Raw genomic sequence first — 16,193 nt, forward strand, 5'->3', positions numbered from 1 at the left:
TCACGTATCCGCGGCAGACCGTTCCTCGACCGCCTGCACGAGTGCCGAAGCGAGCAGAGCGACAGCCCGTTCGTCGTCGTGGGACAGTTCCCGGAGGAGGTCCAGAGCGAGAGTTCCCGGCATCTCGGCGAGTGCCTGGGTCAATCGGGTCCGTACCGCGGAATCGTCCGGGTGCGCGGCGAATTCGGTGGTTAGCGCGGTCATGATCCGGTCGGCCCATATCGCGTCCTCGGCCACACCGCCCAGGAGTTCGGCCGCCTCGACATCGTTCGGGCCCTCGACGACTGTGCGGATGAGCTCCGGCACGGCCGTGGTCACACCGCGCGCCCCCAGCGCGAGCGCCGCGTACCGGCGAACCGCCGCATCCGGATCCGTGAGCGCCCCGGCCAGTACCTCGGTGGCCTCGGGTAATTCGGCCAGCGCGCGGATCGCGCGGCGGCGGATATCGCCATCGTCCGAACGCAGACCCGACGCGAGTCCGTCCACCGCATCTCCCTCGGCCCGGGAGAGGGCCCAGCGCAACGAACCGGCGACATTCGGATCGGATTCGGCCAGAACCGCAGCCGCCAGCAGTTCTGCGGGCGGCGGCACATCCTCGGCCGGGGCCAGGATCGCCTGCTGGCGCCGGGCGGCATACGGCGAACCGAGCCCGTGCAAGAGCTCGACGATATGCAGGACGTCCTGCCAGCCGGTGGGACCGGCGGCATCGACACTGCGCAGCCGGTCGAGGAGCTCCTGTTCCCGGTTCAGTCGTTCGCCGGTCTTCCGGATGAGGTCGCCGACCAGTGCGGACGGGGTGAATCCGGGATCGTCGAGGGCCCGCCCGATCTCTCGCAGCGATAATCCCAGCGATCGCAAACCCTCCACGTGGAAGATCCGCCGGATGTCCTCGGGCGAGTATTCCCGGTAGCCGCCCACGGTGCGGCCGGTCGGTCGCACGAGCCCGAGGGAGTCGTAGTGACGAAGCATCCGGGTGCTCACCCCCGAGCGTCGCGCGACCTCACCGATCAGCATGCGGCCTCCTCGCCGTCCGGTCCGAGCGCCACCACCCGCCGGGCCGCGTCGACGGCGAGGTCGAAACCGGCGTCCGGGTCACGCAGGAGACGCTGTGTGGCGTTCGCATGTGCCCGCACCGCCGGGTTCGGACCGGCCGCCGCTGCGTCGAGTACCGCCTCGGCCGGCTCACCGAGCGCCACGAACGCCCGGCTGAGACTGAGCTGCACTTCTCGGTCACCCCGGCCCAATTGGGTGGCCAGTTCCGCGGCCAGCGCCGCCGCCTCCGCGTCCGGCACCAGCACGACGGCGGCACGCCAGGCGCTGCGCGCGACCTCGTCGTCGGGGTCACGCAGTAATGATCGCGTGATCGCGGGCCAGGCGGTGCGGTCACCGATCTTCGACAACGTATGCAGCGCCTGACTGCGCGCCTGCGCACGTTCCGAATCCAGTTCCGCGCGGAGTTTCGGAAGCGTGACCTGCGCCGGAAGCCGGGTCAGGGCCCAGGTGAGCATGTCACGCACGAAGAAGTCGGGTTCCACCGCGCACCGCTGCACCAGCGCGTCGACGAGTTCCGGCGCGGGATGCGTACCCGCGGCCAGCGCCGCCTGCAGCCGCGTCGACGAATCCGCCGCGGCCAATGCGCCGAGCAGTCGCGTATGTCCAGAGTTCCTGTGTGTCGTATTGATGGGTACCACCTCCGACAGCCAGTCAAGACCTTGTCACAGTGAGAAGGTCAAGTACAGGAACCATCGGGATCACAGGACGATGCGGCGTCACCGCAAACCGGGCTGCAAAGACCCCACATCCACACCGATATTCCGCGGTGTGGCCGGCATGCACGATGCGCCCGCCCGAGCAACCAGGTGCCCGGCGCGAGAGCACCGTCTTCATGGAACAAGGACTGAGAGCGGACGAGCGGTGGCGACCCGGCGGTCACCGCGGTTGCGCTCTCGCAGAGGCAACTATCCGGAAAAGGACAGCCGCGGCCGGTGTGACACGGAACTCGGATGTCAGCTGATGCCGATATCGAGCCCGAACATCACGGCGAGCCACCTGAGGAACAGGTCGATACCCACACCGACATCGAGGCCGAAGGAACCCATCGCTCCCACCTCCTTCCAGCGGATCGATCTCGTGCGTTTTTCCCGACCCATCTCCTATATCGCAGCCCGGGGCTCGGATGTGTCGCCCGGCCGCGGCCTGCCGCCTCGGACCACAGCCTGCCGGGCGAATTCCACCCACCGGAGGCCCGGGCCGCGAATCAGGTGACTGTCACTTCCGGATTCGGTCGTGCTCGTCGGCGAAGTCCAGGAAGCGAGGGATCACCACTTCCTGGTTCGCCCACAGCAGGTCGTGCCCGATATGCGGATAGGTCTGCACATCGACCGACGGAATATGTTTCCGGGCGCGGGCCGCTCCGATTTCGGGGTCGTTGACCACCGTTTCGGCGCCGAACAGCACCAGCACCGGGACGGTGATTGCCGCCAGTTCCTCGTCGGTGAGCAACCGGTCCCAGGGCATTCCGGTCTTGAACTTCAAGCTCGCCATCACCATCGCGAACTCCTCGTCGGTGTGCTCCACACGGGGTGTCAACCAGGCATTGAGCTTGCGCATACGTTCGGGAGTGGGACGCATACCGGCGATCAGGAACTTGAACAACAAACTCCACTTCGGCTTGGCGAAGGTGGCGCCGCCCGGCTCGAACATGGTGAGGCTCGACAAGCGGTCGGAGTAGTGGATGCCGACCATGGCTGCAAGCCACGCGCCGAGAGAATTCCCGGCCAGGTGGATTCGGTCCTCGCCGAGCCCGTCGAGAGTTTCTACCACCCACTTCGCCACGTCGGCACCGTCTCGCACAGGCGCGGTCTGCACACACCGCCCCGGCCAGCCGATGACATCCGGGGTGTACACCACGCGGTCCCGGGCGAAATCTCCGATGAACCGGTGCCAGACCAAACCGTTGCCCATGATGCCGGGAAGCAGAAATACCGGTTCGCCCTCGCCGGCTCCGGATTTGCGCACACGCGTCGTCCCGAACGACGTTTCGACGTCGAGGACCGTCGAGGGCACCGGCCACCGCTGCGCCCATGCGTCGTAGACGCGCAGGTATTCGGCCTTCGCCTCGTCGTTGGTGAATCGCCCGATCTTCGGCATGGTTATCCCCTCTCAACCTACGAACCACTATTGCTGTTCGTAGCATACATACTACATTTAGAAGTATGTGGACGCTATACCTGTGAATAGATCCGCACGTTGTGACCGCCGGACGGCAGACGCCGAACAGGACAGCAACAGCCCAGTGCACGTGTGATCGGCAGGTATCCCAGTCCGCACCCTTGCGGCGCATACTCGCGATGGTCCCGAAACGGTGAAGGTTGACAGAGGTTCTGGACGGGTAAAAACCCGTTGTTCAACGCTTCCGCACCCAGGGGGATACGTGCCCGAGACCGCACAGTCTTCGACAATCAGCACCGGCGCACCGACATTCGTGTTCGTGCACGGCCTGACCTGCAACAGCTTCTACTGGACACCCGTGGTCCGCGAACTGGCCCTGCTCGGCCACCGGAGTCTGGCGATCGATCTACCCGGCCACGGCTTGGACGCACCGTTTCCGCTGTCGTATCAAGCACCGCAGGACCTCGCCGCATTCACCGCCGCAGACTCGCCACTGGCCGAAATAACAGTGGAGGACAACGTCGCCCACGTCGTCGATACGGTGCAGCGGGTACAACAGCACGGCCCGGTCGTCCTGATCGGGCACAGCCTCGGCGGGGTCACCATCGGCATGGTCGCCAACAAGATCCCCGAGGCGATCCACCGGCTGGTCTACCTCTCCGCGTTCTGCCCTTCCACACCCGAGGCCCCCAGTGCCATGGCTTTGGCACAGACTCCCGAAGCAGCCCAGGACATCCCGGCCGCGAACCCGGACCATTCGCTGTTCCTCGGGTTGGAGGCGGTTCCCCCGGGCATCATCCGGTTCAACATGCGTTCCGCCGATATCGAAGCCCTCGAAGATTTCCGGATGCTCAACATGCCCGAGGCCACCTTGGAACAGACACTGGCCGTCTTGAATTTCGGTATGCAGCACGAGGACGGCGCCCGCACCCAGTTCGCCGATACCCGCGTCCAGCCCGAGACCTGGGGCCGCGTACCCCGCAGCTACATCCGGCTGACCCGGGACAATGTCCTCTCCCCCGCCCTGGTCACGAAGATGATCACCGACGCCGACCGTCTCACTCCCGGCAACCCGTTCGATGTGCACACCTTGGATGCCGGCCACGGCGGTGTGGTCCTGCGCGCACGCGAACTGGCCTCGCTACTCGACCGCCTCGCGTAGCGCGATGACATTCTCCATCGTCGCCGGCGATCCGGAAACCGGCGCCTGGGGTGTGGGAGTGGCCTCGAAATACCTCGCTGTCGGATCGATGGTGCCGGCCGCCCAGGCGGACGCCGGCGCCCTCGCCACGCAGGCCTACACCAACGCATCGTTCCGGCCGCTGGGGCTGTCGTCTTTACGCGGCGGGCGCAGCGCCGGCGAAACGCTCGACGTTCTGCTGTCCCAGGATTCCGGTCGCGCTGCACGGCAGGTGGGCATTGTCGACAACCGTGGCGGATCGGCCCTATGGACCGGTGGTGACTGCAGTCCCTATGCGGGCGGCATCCGAGGAGAGGGCTATGTGGTTATGGGTAACCTGTTGGCCGGCCCGGAAGTCATCACCGCCATGTCGGATGCGTGGACCGACGGGGACCCGGAAAAACCACTGGCGCAACGCCTCTGCGAGTCCTTACAGGCGGGAGAGGCGGCCGGCGGGGATCGGCGCGGGAGGCAGTCCGCCGCAATCCTGGTCGCCCGGCGCGGTTCGGACTATATCCTGGGCACGGATATCGAGATCGATCTCCGGGTGGATGACCACGACTTTCCACTGACGGAACTGGGCCGTCTGCTCGAGCTACGTTATGGGGCACCGCCATGACCGTTTCGCACGAAAGCCGCCTGCGCCGTATCCGCGTCCGGTGGCGTCTCCTCGGTCTGCCGGTGCGGCTGGCGATCCAGACCGCGGCGGTCACCGCCGCCGGGTTCGCGATCTTTGCCATCCTGCAGACCACCGACGCTATCGACGCGACGGCTGCTTCTCTACTGGTAGCGGTGGTTTTCGGGAGTGCCACCGTGCTCCAGCACCGGCAGGCGCAACGCCGGCAGTACACCGTGGAGCTCATCGCCGCATTCCAGACGACAGACCATCTGGCTGCGGCCGATACGTGGATGGCCAACCAGATAGCCAACGATCTGCCGGTCACGGCGGATGTCTGCCTCGCCGACGAGCCCCGGGTCATCGCGATGCTCGACTACTACGAGTTCCTCGCGGTACTGGCCGAGCAGGGCATGATCGACGTGCCGCTGGTCCGTAATCTGCGCGGCGGCACCATGTCCCGGTGTTTCCTGATCTGCCGGGACTATATCGAGGACCGCCGGGCCCGGGTGGGGCCGGAACTCTACCGGGGTCTGGAGTTCTTCACCGAAGCCACCCGGCCACCGGCCGTAGCCGGTACAGGGCAGGACGCACCGAACCCGGTGGCGTTCGTACGCTTTCCCGGCACCGAGGGTATTCCTGGCTCCGGAGCACGCTGAGCAGGCACGATCCCGGCCGGAACGCGTAGACCGCCGAGGAACGCGATGACATGAAACAGGCTCCGAGCCTTCGTTTCCGGTATGGCGGGCTCAAGCGAGCAGGGCTCTCGTCTGTGGGGCGTTGGGCTCGGCGAGAACAGCGGCGGTGTTCCCCGCCTCCACCACCCGGCCATCGGCGAGGACGAGTATCCGGTGGCAGTACCCGGCCACCACCGACATATCGTGGCTGATCACGAGAACGCTGATTCCGCGTTCTGTGCGGGTACGGTCGATCACCCCCATGATCGCGGCGGCTGTTTCGGCGTCGAGGGCGGAGGTGATCTCGTCGCAGATCAGTACCTCCGGCGCGGCGGCCAGTGCCCGGGCGATTGCCACCCGCTGTCGCTGGCCGCCCGATAGTTCGTCCGGGTAGCGGTGCAGCATGGCGGCGTCGAGTTCGACCTGCCGCACCAGGTCCGCGGCGCGCCCGGTCACTTCACGCGACCGGGTTCCGCTCAGCCGCAATGGACGGCAAAGAGTCTGTAAAACAGTGTGTTTCGGGTTGAGAGTGGACAGCGGGTTCTGGGGAATGAGCTGGATTCGCCGGCGGTCGCGGCGGGAACGGCGCGCGTCGCCGACCCCCAGGCGGCGGCCGTTCACCTCGAGGTGCCCCGACGCCTGGCCATGAAGGCCCGCGAGTACCCGCGCCGCCGTGGTCTTCCCGGCTCCGGATGGCCCGACCAGCGCGACCGATTCACCTGCACCGACGGTGAGGTCGACCGATTCCAGCAGGATACGGCTGCCCGCGCGCGCGGATATCGCCTCCGCGCGCAGCGCGACCTCGTTCACGACCGGGTGGGCGGGTGAGGACAACCGGCCGAGCAACTCAGCCCGGGGCTCACCCAGACAGACCACCTCGTCGGCCAGTCGATGCAGGGTTGCGGTGTCGTGGCCGGACACCAGCACGGCGACCTTCTCCTCGGCGGCCAGCGAGCGCAGCAGATCCGCGATCTCGCTGCGCAGTTGTCCGTGCAGTCCGGCGAGCGGTTCGTCGACGACGAGCACACCGGCTCTGCGGACCAGCGCCGCTGCGAGTGCCACACGGCGCTGTTCGCCACCGGACAATTCGCCGGGCCGGCTGCGCAGCATATGTCCCGCCAGCCCGACCCGCTGGAGCGCCGAAATGTGTTCGGCGGGAGCGGACCGCGGCGCCGCCTCGGCGAGGACTGAACGGATCCGCACGGCCGGATTCAGCGCGGCGCCCGGATCCTGGCCGACATAGGCCAGATGCTCGCGACGGAAAGTCTGCAATGCCGCACGATCGAGGACAAAGATGTCTTGTCCACGGATCTGAACCGAACCGCTCACACGTGTGGTGCCCGCGGCCAGATGACCGAGTACCGCCCGCATCAGGGTCGTCTTGCCCGCGCCGGACGGTCCGGTGATCGCCGTGATCGTGCCCGGCGGCACCCGCAACGATGTGGACGCCAGCAGTTCGGCGCCGGTACGTGCCCGGATCGAGAGTTCTTCGACCACAACCCCCGTGGTCATACGCTGCGCCTCCCTCGTCCGAAAGCCGCTACGGCACTGTTCACACTCACCGCGAGCAATCCGATGGCCAGACTCGGGGCCAATACGGCGGCCGGATTGAGCAGGATTCCGGAGGCGTTCTCGCGGACCATGACCGCCCAGTTCGCATCGCCGAGCGTGGTCGGCAACTGCAGGAACGCGGCAGTGCTCACCAGATACATCGCCTCCACGAAACGCAGGCCCAGCTGGGTGAGCAGTGTTTCCCGCAGGTTCGGCAGCAACTCCCGGGCCACGAGATACGCCGCGCCCTCCCCGCGCCCCCGGGCCGCCTCGATGAAACCGGAGGCCGCCACGCCTGCGGCCGCGGCGGCGAAAACACGCGCTGTGTACGGCGTCCCGGCGACAACGCAGATGATCACGAGCCCTACTGCGCCGGATTCCGGCCACGAGAGCATGAACAGCAGCATCGCGAGTACCGGAGGCAACAGCATGCCCAGGTCGGCGGCTCGTTCGATCCACCCGCCCACCCGCGGATACAGCGCGGCGACGGAACCGAGCACCGCCGCGCATCCGGTCACCAGCACCGCGATGATCACCGCGACCAGCAACAGTCCCCATCCACCGTGCAGTAACTGGCTGAACACGTCGTGGCCGAGCCGATCACCGCCCAGCCAGGCCTCCCCGCTCGGTTCCGCAAAGGTTATGCCGACGGGATGGTCGACGGCGCGGGGAGCGAACATCGGCCCGGCTATCGCGATAACCACCACCACGACGGCGGTCAGCGCGGGCAGCCAGAGCCGGAGCGAGGCGGTGGCGGGCCGGAGCCGGCGCGTGGTGATCGGCAGGGTCATGGCCGGCCTCGGTTCGACCAGGCCCGGACGGCATCGGCCACCAGCAGAATGCCCATGATCGTCGTCCCGGTGACGGCGACAACGGCCGCGACCAAAGCCGTATCGCGATCCGATACGGAACCGGCGACCATGGCACCCATACCTGGATAGTTGAAGATCGTCTCCACGACCAGTGCCCCGCCGAACAGGGTCCCGACGGAGGTGGCGAACGACATCGCGATGGTCGGCCACGCGAACGGCAGGATATGGCGCAGCAGCACCGTCCGCTCCGGAAGACCGTTGAGGACCGCGCTTTCCACATGCGGCGCGGTCGCGGCATCGGTCACCGCACCCCGGACGACCCGGACGTTCCAGCCCACCTGCGGTATCGCCAGGGCCAGCACCGGCAGGATCAGCATATCTGCACCGGCCGGGTATCCGGACCGGTCGGTGAAGGTCACTGCGGGCAACCAGCCCAGCCAGAGGGAGAAGACGAGAACCAGCAAGGTCGCCACGACGAATTCGGGGACCGCGATCACGAAGGCCGAACCGGGCTGGAATACGCGTGCGGCGCGACCGGCGGGCCGGGCCGCCCACCACAATCCCAGCAGCAATGCGGCCGTCACCGTGACGAGCAGGGCGCTGGAAGCCAGCAGCAGTGTCTGCGGGAACTTGTCCGCCAGCAGCTCGTTCACCGACTGCCCGCGCGCGGTGGTCCCGAAATCACCCGTGACCGCACCGCTGAACCACTCCCAGAAACGGGCGGGCAGCGGCCGGTCCAAACCGAGTTCGTGTTCCTTGGCCGCGATCCGTTCCGCGCTCGCATCCCGGCCCAGCACGGCCCGGGCCGCGTTCCCGGGCAGCAGGTCGACGACCACGAACACCACTGCGAGCAGTGCGATCAGCAGTCCGATGCGACGCGCCACCGTCGCGGCGAATCCGATCAACGCGATAACCACGCCCGCTCGAGTTGCACACGACCGTATCCGCCCAGTGTCGGCAGGCCGTGCACGGACCGGGAGGCGATATCGATACCGTCGGCCATCCCCCACACGATGTATCCGCCGTGATCGTGCTGGATCCGCTGGATCTCCTGGCAGGCCGCGCTGTATTCCGCGCCGGGCGGTGCGGCGAGGGCCTCGGTGTAGGCCTTGTCGAACGCGGCGTCACGGAAGCCGGTTTCGTTCCATTTCGTGCGCGAATACATGACCTTGCTGGCGAAGAAGACCACCGAATCGTTGGTGCCCCAGTTCACGGTGTACAACGGCGCCGACAGCCAGGTCTCGTCGTAGAAGGCGTTCGATTCCTGCACGACGACCTCGATCTTCAGTCCGATCTCGGCGGCCTGGCTCGCGAAAACCTTCGCCGATTCGACCTCACCCACGGCCTCTTGTTTCGTCAGCAGGCGATAGGTCTTCCCGGTATCGAATTGCGCGGCGTTGAGCAGTTGCCGGGCGCGGTCGAGGTCGCGTCCGCGTTGCGGGATCGTCGTATCGTATTCCGGGTCGGCGGTGCCGAGAATATCGTTGGCGACGGTGCCGTACCCCGACAGCACCTGCGCCACCATCGCTTCGCGGTCCACAGCGAGCCGCATTGCCTCCCGCACCCGGGGGTCGGCGAACGGCCCGTCGGAGGTGCGCATGGCGATCGCCACCGAGACGTCGTCGGGACGGCGGATGACCTCCAGTTCGTCCCGGGTTTCCGCTGTCCGTCCGGCCACCGCGCCCACGCTCGACGCGAGATCGATCTGGCCGGCCATGATCGCGTTGGCCATCGATTCGGGACTTTCGAACAGCGTGACCTCGATGGCGTCCAGCAGCGGGGCTTCCCGGTACCAGTTCTCGTTGCGCACCAGGCGAGCGTTGCCGTTGTCGTAGGACTCCAGCCGGAACGGCCCGGTACCGACCGCCGCGGTGAAATCGGTGGTGCCCGCGGGCACCACGAACGTCATCATCCGCAGGAGCAACGGTAGCTGGCTGTTCGGTGCCGCGCAGGTCAGCACCACCGCGTTCGGCCCGGCCGGCCGGATATCGCCGGTGGACGGGACGGGGACCTTGGTTTCACCCGCGATCTCGCGTAGCCGGCGCAGCGACCAGACGACATCGTCGGAGGTCACCGGACGGCCGTCGTGGAACCGTGCCCCCTCCGCGATCGTGAAGGTCCATTTCTGCTGCTGCGCATCGGCTTCCCATGCCGAGGCCAGCCGCGGAGCAACATTCGGATCCGCGCCGGGAACGGTGAGGGCGTCGTAGACGAGCGAGGCGATGAGGAAATCACTCTCGTTGCTCAATGTCTGATGCGGGTCACGCTCGATCTTCGACGATTTCCCGAGCGCGCCGACCCGAAGGGTTCCACCGGGCTGCGGGGGGCCGTCCGAACTTTCGGATGATGAGGAACCGTCACCGCAACCGGCAATCAGCAATACCGCACCCAGCCCCAGGCCGGCCTTGAAGATATGACGCCTGTTCAATTCCACAGCTCGACCTCATCCAGCCCGATACAAGGTTAGCCTGCGCTAACTGGAACGAGGTTACCGCAACCACCGGTCGCGCAGCAGCGCTTCCAGCGGCCGATCCACCCACGGTCCGCCCCGGGTTCGGGTCGGCAGACCGGCAGACTACGCGAAGCGGACGTCCACGGTGGCGAGGCCGAAGACCTTGCGGCCCGCGGATTTCGCGGTGACGACGACCACGGCGCTCCTGGTCGCGGGGTCGACCGATTTGATTCGGCCGGTGAGCTCGAGGCCCGCAGAACCGGATTCGACGACCGTGTAATTCGACAGCCGCACCTTGTACCTGGTGATGGCGCCCGGGTCGCCGAGCCACTCGGAGACGAACCCGGCCCCCAGCCCCATCGTGAGCATGCCGTGGGCGATCACATCCGGCAGGCCCGCGAGCGCGGCGACATCGGCGTGCCAATGAATCGGGTTCGCATCACCCGACACTCCGGCGTAATTCACCAGGTCTCCCCGCGTCAGCCGCACGGTTCGCGGCGGGAGTTCGGCACCGGCCGCGACATCCTCGAATCGGAAGGTGGTGCGCAGCGGACGTGTCCGGGAGACCATGGAGAGTTGCGGGCCGTCCTCCGGCTCCGCAGCCACCGCCGGTGAACCGTCCACACCCTCGGACGTTGCCGATGCGGACGGTGACATCTCGAGACCGTGCATGAGTACGCGATCGATCGCGTCACCGACACCTGCGTCGACTTCTTCACCGGTGACGCCGACCACCGTCGTATGCATGATGTGCACCACGTCGCCGGATTGATCGGTGAAGGTGTTGGTGACGGTGAGCAGATCTTTGCCCGCGATGGTGCGCACCGAGGAGAGTTCGACATCGCCGACCAACCGGTCGCCGGTGAGCAACGGTTTGTACAGTTCGAAGACCTGATCGGTCTGTACGAATACGTCGTAGCCGGTGATGATCTCCTGGAAGAGCCTGCGGTTGGCGAGCATCGCGGCGATCGAGACGAACGTGGTCGGCGCGACCAGTTCACTGTGCCCGAGCGCCCACGCCGCGTCCTCGCTCCAATGTGCCGGATGGAAATCCTGGACAGCCCGCGCGTATTCGCGGATCTTCTCCCGCCCCACCTCGTAGTAGTCGGGCACGCGGTAGCGGTACCCCACCAGACCGGCCGTATCCGACACTGTTTCCACCAAGGCTCTCCTCGTTCCCGGATTCCTCCGGCACCCGTAGCCGGCTGCCGGAGAACCGCTTGCATGAGCGACCAACGCTCGCACACGATAAGACGTGCGGGCAGCAGACGCCGACGGCGACTCGTTTTCTGTGCTGATGTTGCGGTTGCGGCCCGGTCCGCCCGGGTCATGTCACCGATACTGCATACCCGGCGCGAGCGGAGGGTTCAGACGCGTTCTTTCGACCGGGTGCGCACACGCAGCGCGATCGGCTTCTGGGTTTCGGCGAAGAAATCGTTGCCCTTGTCGTCGACCACGATGAACGCCGGGAAATCCTCGACCTCGATTTTCCAGACCGCTTCCATACCCAGTTCGGGGTATTCGAGGACCTCCACCGATTTGATGCAGTCCAGGGCGAGGCGGGCGGCGGGGCCGCCGATGGAGCCGAGGTAGAAACCGCCGTGTTCCTTGCATGCCTTGGTGACCTGTGCGGAGCGGTTGCCCTTGGCGAGCATCACGAAGGAACCGCCGGCCGCCTGGAATTGGTCGACGTAGGAGTCCATGCGGCCCGCAGTGGTGGGGCCGAAGGAACCGGAGGCGTAACCGTCGGGGGTTTTCGCGGGGCCGGCGTAGTAGACGGCCATATCCCGCAGGTACTGCGGCATCTCCTCGCCCGCGTCCAGTCGCTCCTTGATTTTGGCGTGCGCGATATCGCGCGCGACCACCAGCGGGCCGGACAGCGAGAGCCGGGTCTTGACCGGGTATTTCGACAGTTCCGCGCGGATTTCGTCCATCGGCCGGTTCAGGTCGACCTTCACCACATCGCCGCCGAGGATCTCGTCGGTCTGCTCCGGCAGGTACTGCGCGGGTTCGCGTTCGAGCTGTTCCAGGAACACACCTTCGGGCGTGATCTTGGCGAGCGCCTGCCGGTCGGCGGAACAGGAGACCGCCAGTGCGACCGGGCAGCTCGCGCCGTGCCGGGGCAACCGCACCACACGCACATCGTGGCAGAAGTACTTACCACCGAACTGGGCGCCGATACCGAACGACTGGGTCAGTTTGAATACTTCCTGCTCGAGTTCGAGATCCCGGAAGGCGTGCCCGGTCATCGACCCTTCGGTGGGCAGGTTGTCCAGATAGTGCGCGGAGGCGTATTTGGCGGTTTTCAGCGCGAATTCGGCGCTGGTACCGCCGATGACCACGGCGAGGTGGTACGGCGGGCAGGCCGCGGTGCCCAGCGAACGGATCTTCTCGTCCAGGAATTCCAGCATCCGGGTGGGGTTCAGGATGGCCTTGGTTTCCTGGTAGAGGAAGGATTTGTTCGCCGAACCGCCGCCCTTGGCCATGTACAGGAATTTGTAGGACGGCTGCGCGGGATCGCCGGGCGCGGAGTACAGCTCGACCTGCGCGGGCAGATTCGAGCCGGTGTTCTTCTCGTCCCACATGGTCACCGGCGCCAGCTGGGAATACCGCAGGTTCAGTTTCGTATAGGCGTCGAAAACGCCGCGACTGATCCATTCGGCGTCGTCCACGCCGGTGAGCACACCCTCGGACTTCTTACCCATCACGATGGCGGTGCCGGTGTCCTGGCACATGGGCAGGATGCCGCCGGCGGAGATATTGACGTTCTTGAGCAGGTCGAGTGCGACGAACCGGTCGTTACCGCTGGCCTCGGGGTCGTCGATGATCCGGCGCAGCTGCGCCAGATGCGCGGGCCGCAGATAGTGGCTGATGTCGTGCATCGCCTCGGCGGTGAGCATGCGCAGCACGTCCGGATCGACCTGCAGGAAGGTCCGGCCGCCGGATTCGAAGGTGCGGACACCTTCGGTGGTGAGCAGCCGGTACGGGGTGTCGTCGGCGCCGATCGGGAGCAGGTCTGAATAGCGGAACTCGGGAGCGGTCACCGATCGCACTCCTTCGGAAGTGGGCTGCGGGTGGAACAGGGCACAGCCACGGTGGACGCCGCTGTACCGGGGGTCGAGCACAGCGAGCTTAGCGACCGACCCCCACCCAGCCCGAAGTAAGGCAATCCTAAATTGTAACCTCGGGAGCGAGTCCGCGGCCGCTACTGCCGATGAAGTTTCAGCAACAGGTAAGCGGCCAGCGACGGACCGTCGGCGATCACCCCGTCGCGCAGCATGCCCTCCACATCGGACCTCGAAAACCATTTCTGCCGCATGTCCTGCTCGGTGTGTTCCCGATTCGGCTCACCAGGCGACAACTCGGTGGCAAGGAAGACATGGCAGCCCTCGGCGGTCATGGCATTCGCGACCTGAACCCGGCCGAGCCACTCCAACCTGCCTGCAGTGAAACCGGTTTCCTCGGCGAGTTCGGCCGCGGCCAGTTCCTCCGGAGTCCCCGTAACCCCGGCCGGAAACGCGCCCGACGGGAACTCCCAGGTCCGGGCGCGTACCGGGTACCGATATTGCTCCACGAGATGGAAGCCTTCGTCGTCCATGGGGATGACGAGCGCGAAGTCCGGTTTCTCGATGACCGAGTACAGGCCGGGTGACCCGTCCCCGCGCTCGATCCGGTCCTCGCGCAGCGTCAACCACGGATTCTCGTACACGACCCTGGACGTCACGGTTCTGATGCTCACGCGTCCAGTGTCGTGCCACGACCTCCCGGCTGCCGGTTATACGGCTTCTGCAGCCGAGTCCGGAACCCGCAACTGCGCCGGCGTATCGACGCCCAGCCGGCGTTCGAACCCCTCCGGGATCACGATGTCCGACCGGTCCAGCTCGGTGACGTTGGTCTTGCGCAGCCCCAGCAGCGCGGAATCGATACCGCCGCGCAGCAGGTCCAGTACGTTCTCGACGCCGGCCTGCCCGTTGGCCGCCAGGCCCCACAGGTAGGCGCGGCCGATCATGACCGCCCGGGCACCGAGCGCAACGGCCTTGACGACATCGCTACCGCGCCGGATACCGCCGTCGAGCAGGACCTCGATCTCATGGCCCACTGCATCGGCCACCACCGGCAGCGCACGAATGGACGCCGGGGTGCCGTCCAGGTTGTTACCGCCGTGATTGGACACCGAGATGGCCGCGACACCGGCATCGACGGCGCGCCGGGCGTCGTCCACCCGCATCACGCCCTTGAGCATCACCGGCCCGTCCCACTGTTCGCAGACCCAGGCCACATCGGACCAGTCCGGGGCGGTGGTGCCCATCCATTCGCCGTAGGCACCGAAGAAACCGGGGGCGGGGGCATCGCCGAGCGCCATATTGGGGGCGGTGAGGTCGGGCAGGGCGCCTGAACGCAGGTAGGTGGTCAGCCAGCGTGGTTTGACGATCACCTGCGGCGCGAAACTCGCCATGGTGCGCAAGTCCAGTTTCTCCGGGATGACCGGCGAGCCCCAGTCGCGGCCCATCGAGAACGACCAGTCGAGAGTGAGGATCAGTCCGACCGCGCCTGCGGCCTTGGCCCGCGCCATCCGCGCGGCGATATCGTCCTTGCTACCGCACCAGTAGAGCTGGAAAAAGGTCATCGGGTTCGCGGCGACGACCTCCTCCACGGGTTTGCTGGCGAAGGACGACAGCCCCATGGCGGTACCCCGGGCGGCCGCGGCCCGCGCCACAGCGACCTCACCGTCGGGGTGGACGGCCTGCACGCCGGTCGGCGAGATCATGACCGGCATCGAGACCTGCTGGCCCATCACGGTCGTGGACTGGTCGCGTTCGCCGATCGGGCCGGCGACATGCGGGGCGAAACCGAGCTCGGTGAATGCGGCCTGGTTGTCGTCGATGGTCTGGCCGCGCTCCGAACCGGCAACAAGGGCGCCGTACACGGATTTCGGCAGCCGTTTCTTGGCCCGGCGATGGGCCTCGGCGACGGTTTCGAACCACGGGTTCATGGTCGGATCCTTTCCACTGGTTCCGGCCACCATTGCCGGACCTGATCGAACAACTGGTTGACGAGCTGGGTGAGCAACCGCTCGCCCTCGGCGGCGCCGGCGCCGGCGGGATCACCGAGGACCCCGTTGGCGCTGACGGCACGCACCCCACCGGCGCGCAACTGTGGCAGCACCTCCGACAGGGGGCGGGTGTCACCGGGCCGGGCGCGATCGGCGCGGACACGGTCCGGTGAAAGAGCGAGCTGCAGTGAGGTCTCGGTGCGGCCGGCGTGGGCGTCACCGGAGTAGCGGGGCAGGAACAGCCGGATATCGCGGGATTCGCTGCGCAACAGCGTTACCGCCCGGCGCAGCGGTTCCACATTTCCGCCGTGCCCGTTGACCAGCACGATCCGCTCGAAGGTATCGGTGGCCGACCGGCACAGTTCGACGATCAGCAGTTCCAGCGCGGCCTGCCCGATGGAGAGCGTGCCCGGAAAACCGCTGTGCTCGCCGCTGGCGCCGTACGCGACGGCCGGGGCGATCACCACATCACGGCGGCGGCCGGCCAGTCCCGTGCACAGCGCGCCGGCCAGGTCGGTATCGGTGGACAGGGGCAGGTGCGGGCCGTGCTGCTCGGTGGATCCCACGGGCACCACCAGCAGCGCCCGGCTGTTGCCGAGGTCACCCGCCTCCGGCCATGTGAGGTCCGCCACCAACATGCCGCCGACATTAACGTCAGCCACTGACAAAATCAATAGGGCC

At 66.8% G+C, this 16,193-nt stretch carries 15 protein-coding genes; 3 read left to right on the forward strand and 12 right to left on the reverse strand.

Annotated features, from left to right (window positions below; all coding sequences use genetic code 11):
- The 3 genes from ON22_RS14440 to ON22_RS14450 all read right to left on the reverse strand — a co-directional run bounded on the left by ON22_RS14440 (position 1) and on the right by ON22_RS14450 (position 3,150).
- A complete protein-coding gene (locus tag ON22_RS14440; RefSeq protein ID WP_033241703.1) occupies positions 1-1,014 on the reverse strand; it encodes a MerR family transcriptional regulator in 1,014 nt (337 codons plus the stop codon).
- A complete protein-coding gene (locus tag ON22_RS14445) occupies positions 1,008-1,691 on the reverse strand; it encodes a HEAT repeat domain-containing protein (protein WP_197039608.1) in 684 nt (227 codons plus the stop codon). The genes ON22_RS14440 and ON22_RS14445 overlap by 7 nt, the downstream gene beginning before the upstream one ends.
- Before the next feature lie 577 nt (positions 1,692-2,268).
- Positions 2,269-3,150: an alpha/beta fold hydrolase gene (locus ON22_RS14450; RefSeq protein ID WP_033241701.1), complete on the reverse strand. Its 882-nt coding sequence runs from the start codon at positions 3,148-3,150 to the stop codon at positions 2,269-2,271.
- A 283-nt stretch (positions 3,151-3,433) separates the two neighbouring features.
- Between ON22_RS14450 and ON22_RS14455 the strand changes: the two genes are divergently transcribed.
- Genes ON22_RS14455 through ON22_RS14465 form a run of 3 tightly spaced genes read left to right on the forward strand, consistent with a single transcriptional unit; the run spans position 3,434 to position 5,626 of the window.
- Positions 3,434-4,333: an alpha/beta hydrolase gene (locus tag ON22_RS14455; RefSeq protein WP_174375582.1), complete on the forward strand. Its 900-nt coding sequence runs from the start codon at positions 3,434-3,436 to the stop codon at positions 4,331-4,333.
- A 4-nt stretch (positions 4,334-4,337) separates the two neighbouring features.
- Entirely contained in the window at positions 4,338-4,970 is a 633-nt protein-coding gene (locus ON22_RS14460) for a DUF1028 domain-containing protein (RefSeq protein ID WP_051157616.1), read from the forward strand.
- Positions 4,967-5,626 carry a DUF4760 domain-containing protein gene (locus tag ON22_RS14465; RefSeq protein WP_033241700.1) on the forward strand — a complete coding sequence of 220 codons (660 nt, stop codon included), beginning with the start codon at positions 4,967-4,969 and terminating at the stop codon, positions 5,624-5,626. The genes ON22_RS14460 and ON22_RS14465 overlap by 4 nt, the downstream gene beginning before the upstream one ends.
- Positions 5,627-5,716: 90 nt before the next feature.
- Here the strand turns inward: ON22_RS14465 and ON22_RS14470 are convergent, their stop codons facing one another.
- From ON22_RS14470 to mftE, 9 genes are all read right to left on the reverse strand, one after another.
- Positions 5,717-7,156, reverse strand: coding sequence for an ABC transporter ATP-binding protein (locus tag ON22_RS14470; RefSeq protein ID WP_051157617.1), 1,440 nt, complete (start codon positions 7,154-7,156; stop codon positions 5,717-5,719).
- Complete coding sequence (locus tag ON22_RS14475; RefSeq protein ID WP_051157618.1) at positions 7,153-7,986, reverse strand: ABC transporter permease subunit; 834 nt, start codon at positions 7,984-7,986, stop codon at positions 7,153-7,155. Before ON22_RS14475 ends, ON22_RS14470 begins: the two co-directional genes overlap by 4 nt.
- Complete coding sequence (locus ON22_RS14480; protein ID WP_231507938.1) at positions 7,983-8,924, reverse strand: ABC transporter permease; 942 nt, start codon at positions 8,922-8,924, stop codon at positions 7,983-7,985. The genes ON22_RS14475 and ON22_RS14480 overlap by 4 nt, the downstream gene beginning before the upstream one ends.
- Complete coding sequence (locus tag ON22_RS14485; protein ID WP_033241699.1) at positions 8,909-10,441, reverse strand: ABC transporter substrate-binding protein; 1,533 nt, start codon at positions 10,439-10,441, stop codon at positions 8,909-8,911. The genes ON22_RS14480 and ON22_RS14485 overlap by 16 nt, the downstream gene beginning before the upstream one ends.
- Before the next feature lie 141 nt (positions 10,442-10,582).
- On the reverse strand, positions 10,583-11,620 hold the full coding sequence (locus tag ON22_RS14490; RefSeq protein ID WP_033241698.1) for a fused (3R)-hydroxyacyl-ACP dehydratase subunits HadA/HadB: 1,038 nt from the start codon (positions 11,618-11,620) through the stop codon (positions 10,583-10,585).
- 206 nt (positions 11,621-11,826) lie between these two features.
- A complete protein-coding gene (locus ON22_RS14495) occupies positions 11,827-13,503 on the reverse strand; it encodes a fumarate hydratase (protein WP_051157619.1) in 1,677 nt (558 codons plus the stop codon).
- Between the two features lie 161 nt (positions 13,504-13,664).
- Positions 13,665-14,198 carry an NUDIX domain-containing protein gene (locus tag ON22_RS14500; RefSeq protein ID WP_231507937.1) on the reverse strand — a complete coding sequence of 178 codons (534 nt, stop codon included), beginning with the start codon at positions 14,196-14,198 and terminating at the stop codon, positions 13,665-13,667.
- 36 nt (positions 14,199-14,234) lie between these two features.
- Positions 14,235-15,452, reverse strand: a complete 1,218-nt coding sequence (gene mftD, locus ON22_RS14505; RefSeq protein ID WP_033242340.1) for a pre-mycofactocin synthase MftD — start codon at positions 15,450-15,452, stop codon at positions 14,235-14,237.
- Positions 15,449-16,150: a mycofactocin biosynthesis peptidyl-dipeptidase MftE gene (gene mftE / locus ON22_RS14510; protein WP_033241696.1), complete on the reverse strand. Its 702-nt coding sequence runs from the start codon at positions 16,148-16,150 to the stop codon at positions 15,449-15,451. Before mftE ends, mftD begins: the two co-directional genes overlap by 4 nt.
- Positions 16,151-16,193: the final 43 nt, after the last annotated feature.

The sequence above is a fragment of the Nocardia carnea NBRC 14403 genome (assembly GCF_000308515.1).
GTDB lineage: Bacteria > Actinomycetota > Actinomycetes > Mycobacteriales > Mycobacteriaceae > Nocardia > Nocardia carnea.